The sequence below is a fragment of the Jongsikchunia kroppenstedtii DSM 45133 genome, from assembly GCF_000380485.1.
In the GTDB taxonomy this organism is placed as follows: Bacteria; Actinomycetota; Actinomycetes; order Mycobacteriales; family Mycobacteriaceae; genus Jongsikchunia; species Jongsikchunia kroppenstedtii.
In genome coordinates this window covers 1-2,519 of record NZ_AQYG01000010.1, presented here as the reverse complement: position 1 = coordinate 2,519, position 2,519 = coordinate 1, and the positions used below count along the sequence as shown (strand labels likewise).

Annotated in this window: 1 protein-coding gene and 1 pseudogene; one reads left to right on the top strand and one right to left on the bottom strand. The window is 55.7% G+C overall.

Annotated features, from left to right (window positions below; all coding sequences use genetic code 11):
* Window positions 1-92: 92 nt before the first annotated feature.
* Window positions 93-324, top strand: a pseudogene (locus G341_RS24080) (IS3 family transposase); the annotation flags it as partial.
* A gap of 914 nt (window positions 325-1,238) precedes the next feature.
* Here G341_RS24080 and G341_RS23275 read toward each other — a convergent pair.
* Window positions 1,239-2,093 carry a metal-dependent hydrolase gene (locus G341_RS23275; RefSeq protein WP_081622354.1) on the bottom strand — a complete coding sequence of 285 codons (855 nt, stop codon included), beginning with the start codon at window positions 2,091-2,093 and terminating at the stop codon, window positions 1,239-1,241.
* Window positions 2,094-2,519: the final 426 nt, after the last annotated feature.

Here is a 2,519-nt window from a genome sequence, read left to right as displayed (position 1 = left end):
CGAACTCGAAGCTGCGTACTACGCTCAACAGACAGCCCAGCAAACCGCTGAGCTGACCGTTTGAGGCAGTCTCCGACATCCCGGGGCGATTCAAGATCCGCGGCTGGCGGGTGATGAGCACCAAGCACACAGCGCTGGTGACCAGCGCATCGAGCAAGCGTTGCTCCTGCGGCGTAGAGGCTCGTTCTCATTTGCGGCAACGGGTTTGGTTCATCACAGTGATGCTGGCGGTCAGTACACATCGATCGCCTTCGCCAAAGAATCGAGGGGTCCAAGGTCACCGGTTCGGTCGGAAACGCCCTCGACAGCGGTCGGCAGACTTCCTGCACACCCGGACCTCGACCGCCGCTCCCCCCAGGGCCTGCCTCAGATCAACAGCCTCTGCCTCAAGCTGCTGCTCACGCATTGATGGGCCCGATTCGCCGGCAAGCCAGCGCTGTCATTACCGGTTTCCAGAAAATCGACCCTCCACCGGCCGACCGATTGCTCGCGAACGTGTCGCGCCCAGAGCCTCAATGACCGACACCTTCCCCGCCCGCACGCTGGGCGCAATCCGCGTCTTCTGCTCCGCCGGTAACTATGGTGCTCTCGCCGCCCCATAGCTCAGATTCTTCTCCAGACTGGCTTAACAGCCTTGCCAAGAATTCAGACGCGACACTATTCACGCTGTCGTCAACACCTACGCCGTTCTCAGCCGGAGCCTTGTCACCCAGCGAGGAATGCCGACGGCAATGAGTTGCAATCGTCGTTGAAGTCCTCTTGGCATGTTGTCGACCCGACCACCCTGGAACATAGCCAAGAAGGTCGCGTGGTCGAAGTGGAATCTTCCCGGCGCTTTCACCGCCGGAAAGTCGGCGGTACGGATGCTCACCATCGTTGCCCCTGGAGTCACGATCGGCTGCATGGCGTTGCAGCAACATGGCAAGCACTCCTTTCGTAGGGCAGTCTTTCATCGCGATCCTGCACTACGATTCCCGCCCATAGCAGCAGCCGATCGTGGGGAACGTCAACGCCCGCGTCAACTACGTGATCTGGGACTGCAGTACCTGCAAGAACGCTGCAGATGACAACGGGACATCAACCGCGAAACTACAGACAGGTAATCGAATGAAGGGCCTCGCCGGATTTCACCCACCGACTATCGACAACGACAATAGCGATTTCACGTTCGGGAAGATTTCAGTTTGCCCACCACGCACCTACAAGCGCGTTGCACTCGCGCTGACCAAATCAATCTCCTACTTTACATATTGAGCCAGATCGCCCTTGTTGCCGAACAATTCAATTTTCCACTCCTCAAGCAACCCCGTGGTGTCAATATCATCTGGATGAAAACCTGGCCGCATGTACTGCGCCAACTCAAGGATCGTCCCATCGCCCAGGAATATCTTGAATGTTTTGCGCGCTTCACGAATTAGCCGCAATGGACGCCACGCTTGCGGATCCGCCGCGAGTGAAATAAGCAATGCTGCAGCCGCCATTGGGATTGCCGATGTGAAGAGAAGGAACATGACGCCAATTCGGAGCCACTCAGCTCCTCCGACAGTTCGATACACATCGAATGCCACCGATTTATGTTCAAGCTCTTCGAATGCGTGCCAATGTAGCAGATTCGCGACCTGTGGATCTGCGTGCTTCAGCATCAATTCCTGGACGTCGGGACTGCTTAGCATCCGCCTCGCGAGGGTAGCCGTGTAGTGTTCTGCAGCAGCAGTCCCCGCGAGATGCGCTTTACGCGGAACCAACCGTTCTATACGTATGACTGCTCTCTCGCGTGCCTTTCCGCGAATATCGAAGATGTAGACAAAAGGGTATCGAAATTGTTTCAAATTCTCATTCAACGAATCGTGCTGTTGGCCATGAACTGCCTCTTGGCCAATGAATCCGGATATGCGCTTCTTCAGTTTCGGGTCGTTGATCTCGTCCGAGAATCTACGCACCGAACGGATGAATGAATCTTCTCCGGGCGGAAAGCTTCCCGATAGTATCGATAGCGTGTGACTCAGCACCATATTGTCATCCGCGAAGTATTTGGCAATAGGCTCCGGTTCACCGAATGGAAACAGAATCCTTCGCACCTTTGGGTACTCCATCAGTTGCGAGGTTCTCAGTGAGCGTTCTTTAAACACATTTACTCCATTGTTTGTCGCAATAAGGACAGTTTAGCCGTGAAATTTCATTTCTGATCGAGCCGCCCGCGCAGACCATGTTTCGCGCGGGCACTTGAATGCGCTTTCACCGCACAATTCACAGATTTTCGCCGTTTGGAGCCACGGGGCGTACACCACGCCCGGATCGAACTCCGTCAGCAACACCTCCCCAACACCAACAGTACCGGATACCGACAGTTGCTAGTATTAGCACACGGCCGTGGCGGATGCCAGACTTTCGCTTCGATTCGTCGCCAAACTCTTGCGCTCGCCGTGCTAGGGCGTGTCTCCTAATGATTGGGTGATCGGTCGCTGATGATCGGTGGATGAGTTCTAGGTGTGAGTCGCTCAGTGATGCGCAGTGGGAGC